General features: G+C 58.0%; 5 protein-coding genes. 2 read left to right on the top strand and 3 right to left on the bottom strand.

The window, feature by feature from the left end; genetic code table 11:
• Positions 1 to 259 (top strand): citrate/2-methylcitrate synthase (locus ACRESJ_RS33900; protein ID WP_431761777.1); only part of this gene is annotated, 259 nt, incomplete at its 5' end.
• A 319-nt stretch (positions 260 to 578) separates the two neighbouring features.
• Here the strand turns inward: ACRESJ_RS33900 and ACRESJ_RS33895 are convergent.
• The 3 genes from ACRESJ_RS33895 to ACRESJ_RS33885 form a co-directional block, all read right to left on the bottom strand.
• Positions 579 to 2,237 (bottom strand): cation acetate symporter, encoded by a 1,659-nt coding sequence (locus ACRESJ_RS33895; protein ID WP_431761776.1) that lies wholly within the window; start codon positions 2,235 to 2,237, stop codon positions 579 to 581.
• On the bottom strand, positions 2,234 to 2,545 hold the full coding sequence (locus tag ACRESJ_RS33890; RefSeq protein WP_431761775.1) for a DUF485 domain-containing protein: 312 nt from the start codon (positions 2,543 to 2,545) through the stop codon (positions 2,234 to 2,236). Before ACRESJ_RS33890 ends, ACRESJ_RS33895 begins: the two co-directional genes overlap by 4 nt.
• A gap of 151 nt (positions 2,546 to 2,696) precedes the next feature.
• Positions 2,697 to 3,548: a glycine betaine ABC transporter substrate-binding protein gene (locus ACRESJ_RS33885; protein WP_431761774.1), complete on the bottom strand. Its 852-nt coding sequence runs from the start codon at positions 3,546 to 3,548 to the stop codon at positions 2,697 to 2,699.
• Between the two features lie 302 nt (positions 3,549 to 3,850).
• On the opposite strand from ACRESJ_RS33885, the gene ACRESJ_RS33880 reads away from it, so the two are divergent.
• Positions 3,851 to 5,446 (top strand): beta (1-6) glucans synthase, encoded by a 1,596-nt coding sequence (locus ACRESJ_RS33880; RefSeq protein ID WP_431761773.1) that lies wholly within the window; start codon positions 3,851 to 3,853, stop codon positions 5,444 to 5,446.
• The last annotated feature ends 95 nt before the right edge of the window (positions 5,447 to 5,541 follow it).

The raw sequence follows: 5,541 nt of genomic DNA, 5'->3' as shown, positions 1-5,541 counted from the left end.
GGAAGAGATCGCCCTGACCGACCCGTACTTCATCGAGCGCTCGCTGTACCCGAACGTCGACTTCTACTCGGGGATCATCCTCAAGGCGATCGGCATTCCAACCAGCATGTTCACCGTGATCTTCGCCTTGGCGCGGACCGTTGGCTGGATCTCCCACTGGAAAGAAATGCTCTCCAGCCCGTACAAGATTGGCCGTCCACGCCAGCTGTACACCGGCTACGAGTCGCGTGACATCACCAAGCTGGAAGACCGCAAGTAAGATCTTTCTTGCGATAGCGCGTTGAGTTGTACCGGGAACGGCCTCTGCCTTTTATATAAAGAGCAGGAGGCCGTTTTTGTTTGTGCAGCGATCCGAGCCGTGCAGTGAATGTGCTGACGCCTTCGCGGGCAAGCCCGCTCCCACAGGTTTATCTGGCGTACATGAATTTTGTGTACGGCACAGACACTGTGGGAGCGGGCTTGCCCGCGAAGACGTCAGCGGGAACAGCCTTCCCCTAAAGCCTGCCCCCAAAAAAATGCCCCGATCTCTCGACCGGGGCATTTGCTTGTAGCTTATATCTTGTAGCTTCTAGCTACTCTTAGTGCGAAACCGCCCCACTCGCCCCCAAACCAGTCTGCGAGCGAACGAATTGCGGGAAGAACAGCGCCCGCTCATTTTCAGCCGCAGTCGACTTGTCAGTGATCGAGAAGAACCAGATACCGATAAAGGCAATCATCATCGAGAATAGCGCTGGGTACTCATACGGGAAGATGGCCTTCTCGTGATGCAGAATCTGCACCCAGATGGTTGGGCCAAGAATCATCAAGCCCACAGCACTCACCAGCCCCATCCAGCCACCGATCATCGCACCGCGGGTGGTCAGCTTTTTCCAGTACATGGAAAGCAGCAGGACCGGGAAGTTGCAGCTCGCCGCGATGGAGAACGCCAGGCCCACCATGAACGCGATGTTCTGGCTTTCGAAAAGGATGCCCAGGACAATCGCCAACACTGCCAGAGCGATGGTGGTGATTTTCGAAACGCGGATCTCATCTTTGTCGTTGGCCTTGCCCTTCTTGATCACACTGGCGTACAGGTCGTGAGACACCGCCGAAGCGCCAGCCAGGGTCAAACCGGCAACCACCGCCAGGATGGTCGCGAACGCCACCGCCGAGATGAAGCCCAGGAAAAGACTGCCACCAACGGCGTCAGCCAGGTGCACCGCCGCCATGTTGTTACCGCCCAACAGCGCGCCAGCAGCGTCTTTGAAGGTGGGGTTGGTGCTGACCAGCAGGATCGCGCCGAAGCCGATGATGAAAGTCAGGATGTAGAAGTAACCAATGAAGCCGGTTGCATACAGCACGCTCTTACGGGCTTCTTTCGCGTCACTCACAGTGAAGAAGCGCATCAGGATGTGCGGCAGGCCAGCGGTACCAAACATCAGTGCCAGACCCAGGGAGAATGCAGAGATCGGGTCTTTCACCAGACCGCCAGGGCTCATGATCGCTTCGGCTTTCGGGTGAACCTTGATCGCTTCGGAGAACAGCATGTTGAAGTCGAAGTTGACGTGTTTCATCACCATCAGCGCCATGAAGGAGGCGCCGGACAGCAGCAGCACAGCCTTGATGATCTGTACCCAGGTAGTCGCCAGCATGCCGCCGAACAACACGTAAAGGCACATCAGGATACCGACCAGGATCACCGCAACATGGTAGTCCAGACCGAACAGCAGTTGGATCAACTTGCCGGCACCGACCATTTGCGCGATCAGGTAGAACGCCACTACCACCAGCGAACCACAGGCGGACAGCGAGCGAATCTGGGTCTGGCCCAAGCGGTAGGACGCTACGTCGGCAAAGGTGTACTTGCCCAGGTTACGCAGGCGCTCGGCGATCAGGAACAGAATGATCGGCCAGCCCACCAGGAAGCCGATCGAGTAGATCAGGCCATCGTAGCCGGAAGTGAACACCAGGGCGGAAATACCCAGGAAGGACGCCGCGGACATATAGTCGCCGGCAATCGCCAGGCCGTTCTGGAAACCGGTGATCTTGCCGCCTGCTGCATAGTAGTCGGCTGCCGAGTTGTTGCGCTTGGACGCCCAGTAAGTGATGCACAGGGTCGCGCCAACGAAAGCGACGAACATCACGATCGCGGACACATTAAGCGGTTGTTTCTGAACAGCGCCGGTCAGGGCGTCAGCCGCCCAGGCGCCAGGTGCGAAAGCTGCGATGCTCAAAAGAGCCATTAGACGCCGGATCATTGCTGAGCCTCCTTGAGAATCGCATTGTTCAGGTCGTCAAACTCGCCATTGGCGCGTCGCACGTAGATACCGGTCAGGATAAAGGCCGAAATAATCAGCCCGACACCGATCGGTATGCCCCAGGTAATCGATGACTCAGGGCTGATTTTCGCCCCCAGTACATGCGGCCCGTAAGCAATCAAAAGGATGAATCCTGCGTAAAGCCCTAGCATGATCGCCGAGAGAATCCAGGCGAATCGTTCCCTCTTGGTAACCAGCTCCTTGAAGCGCGGGCTGTTTTGAATCGAGAGGTAAATGCTGTCGTTCATTGTTTTTATCCTCGCAGCACAGATTTAGTTGGAACGGTATCCACTCTATGCGGCTGCGAGCCAGGTAACAGACGACCTTAGTCTTAGAACGATATGACAGAATCGCCAATTTCCAGCACGATTAAATTAATGTGGGAGCGAGGGATGCCTGTTACTTGGTCCAGTCAGCAACGCGTTCCGGGTGCTTGGCTACCCAATCCTTCGCCGCCGCTTCAGGTTTGGCACCATCCTGAATCGCCAGCATGACCTGGCCGATTTCATCCTTGGACTCCCACTGGAAGTTTTTCAGGAACTTGGCCACTTCTGGCGCCTTGGCTTCCAAACCCTTGCTGCCGATGCTGTTCACGGTTTCAGCCGCGCCGTACACGCCTTTCGGGTCTTCGAGGAAGCGCAGCTTCCACTTGGCGAACATCCAGTGCGGAACCCAACCGGTCACGGCGATGGATTCGTTTTTCTTCTCGGCACGGGTCAACTCGGCAATCATGCCGGCGCCGGAGCTGGCCTTGAGTTGATAACCGGTCAGGTCGTAGTCCTTGATCGCCTGATCGGTCTTGAGCATCACGCCTGAACCGGCGTCGATGCCGACGATGCGATTCTTGAAGCTGTCATCGGTCTTCAAGTCCTCGATGGTCTTGGCCTTGACGTACTCGGGAACGATCAAGCCGATTTTCGCATCCTTGAAGTTCGGGCCGTAATCGACGACCTGATCCTTGTTCTTCGTCCAGTAATCGCCGTGGGTCACCGGCAGCCAGGCCGACAGCATGGCGTCGAGTTTGCCGGTGGCCACGCCTTGCCACATGATCCCGGTAGCGACGGCTTGCAGCTTCACGTCGTAGCCGAGTTTCTGCCTGATCACTTCTGCGGCCACGTTGGTCGTGGCGACACTGTCCGACCAGCCGTCAACATAACCTAGAGTCACTTCCTTGCCGGCGGCACTGGCCACGGTAGCGCTGATCGCCAGCACCAAAGCCGCACCTGCGCCCAAGAGTCGTCGCATCTTCATCGTTACTTCCCCGAAAGTGCTGCACTCGACGGGTGCCGAGTCGCTTAAACGTATTGTTATGGTGCACAGCGTCCCCATCACGCCTCACCGCAAACTCGTTCGATCATCAGCGCGATTTACCAATGAGGGTACTGACGCCTTCGATAATCAACCTGACGCTGTCTGCGACCTGCTCTGCCAGCGACCTCAAGGCACCGAGAAACGACATCAGATGGCCATGAATACAGAGCGCTACCCATGCACCGGGCATTCCGCCCGAACTTTGCATGACAAAATTATGCGAGGCCCCAAGCAAGGGACAAATGCAGGTAACATGCGCCGCTTTGCTCCCAGACGGCCTGACCATGCCCGCGACATCGCGCTTTCCTTTTTCTGCCTATCTTTTCGCTTGCCTGCTGGGGCTTTTTGCTCTCTGTGGCTTCTGGTACGGCATAGGCAAACCGGTGATCCTGCCGGACGCCGCCAGCGCCACGCACAAGCTGCAATGCGCCTCCTACACCCCGTTCGACAAAGACCAATCGCCGTTCGACGTGCCCTTCAACCTGCGCCCCGAACGCATGGATGCAGACCTTGCACTGCTGTCGAAAAGTTTCGAATGCATCCGCACCTACTCCATGACCGGCCTTGAAGCCCTCCCCGATCTGGCACGCAAGCATGGCTTGAAGCTGATGATAGGTGCCTGGGTCAACAGCAATCCGGTGGACACCGAAAAAGAGGTCGACCTGCTGATCGCCTCGGCCAACGCCAACGCCGATGTAGTGTCCGCCGTGATCGTTGGCAACGAAGCCCTGCTGCGCAAGGAAGTCACCGGTGCGCAATTGGCCAGGCTCATCAACAAGGTCAAAAGTCAGGTCAAGCAGCCTGTCACTTATGCCGATGTCTGGGAGTTTTGGCTCAAGCATCCGGAAATCGCACCGGCCGTGGATTTCCTGACCATTCACTTGCTGCCCTACTGGGAAGATGATCCGTCGAACATCGACGCCGCACTGCAACACGTGGCCGAAGTGCGCCAGGTATTCGGCAATAAGTTCGCACCCAAAGACGTGTTGATCGGCGAAACCGGCTGGCCGAGCGAAGGTCGCCAACGGGAAACCGCCCTGCCAAGCCGAGTCAACGAAGCCAGGTTCATTCGTGGGTTTGTCGCCATGGCCGAGCAGCAAGGTTGGCATTACAACCTGATTGAAGCCTTCGACCAGCCATGGAAACGCGCCAGTGAAGGCGCAGTTGGCGGTTACTGGGGCCTGTTCGATGCGGACCGACAAGACAAAGGCATCCTGGCCGGCCCCGTGTCGAACGTGCCTTTCTGGTCTCAGTGGCTGACAGTGGGTGGGGTGATATTCCTCGGCACGCTGATCCTGGGTGGTCGTGTTCGCAGCACCCGCGCCGCCTTGGTCCTGCCGTTGTTCGGCGCATTGGCCGCCTGCTCCATCGGCATCTGGGGCGACCTTGCCCGAGTTACCACCCGCTTTACCAGTGAATGGTTGTGGGTCGCATTGCTGACAGCACTGAACCTGTTAGTGGCCGTGCACGCAGCGTTGACATTGAGCCCTCGCACAGGATGGCGGGCGCAGGTCTTCAATGCGCTGGAGCGGCGCGCTGGCTGGTTGGTTGCCGTGGTTGGGTTTGCTGCTGCGGTGAGCATGCTGGAACTGGTGTTCGATCCGCGCTATCGCAGCTTTCCCAGCGTTGCGTTCATCGTGCCGGCGCTGGTCTACCTGTGCCGCCCGGTCAGCGTTCCGCGCCGGGAGATTGCGCTGCTGACGTTCATCATCGGTGCCAGCATTGCGCCGCAATTGTTCCGGGAAGGCTTGCAGAATCAGCAGGCCTGGGGCTGGGCGCTGGTGAGTGTTTTGATGGTGGCGGCGTTGTGGCGCTGCCTACGGGTTCGCAGGGCTTAAGCCTTTATTGAATGTTCCGGCCTCTTCGCGGGCAAGCCCGCTCCCACAGGTGACCGCGTTGCCCATGCGAACACGGGCCAATGTGGGAGCGGGCT

The sequence above is a fragment of the Pseudomonas sp. genome, assembly GCF_050739655.1.
Taxonomy (GTDB): Bacteria; Pseudomonadota; Gammaproteobacteria; order Pseudomonadales; family Pseudomonadaceae; genus Aquipseudomonas.
Note: the sequence above shows the minus strand (reverse complement) of the source record. Positions and strands in the feature narration are given on the sequence as shown.

Excerpts from the sequence above, each read along its gene's own strand:
- ACRESJ_RS33895 (WP_431761776.1), bottom strand. The coding sequence starts at position 2,237 with ATGATCCGGCGTCTAATGGCTCTTTTGAGCATCGCAGCTTTCGCACCT.
- ACRESJ_RS33880 (WP_431761773.1), top strand. The coding sequence starts at position 3,851 with ATGCAGGTAACATGCGCCGCTTTGCTCCCAGACGGCCTGACCATGCCC.
- ACRESJ_RS33890 (WP_431761775.1), bottom strand. The coding sequence starts at position 2,545 with ATGAACGACAGCATTTACCTCTCGATTCAAAACAGCCCGCGCTTCAAG.
- ACRESJ_RS33885 (WP_431761774.1), bottom strand. The coding sequence starts at position 3,548 with ATGAAGATGCGACGACTCTTGGGCGCAGGTGCGGCTTTGGTGCTGGCG.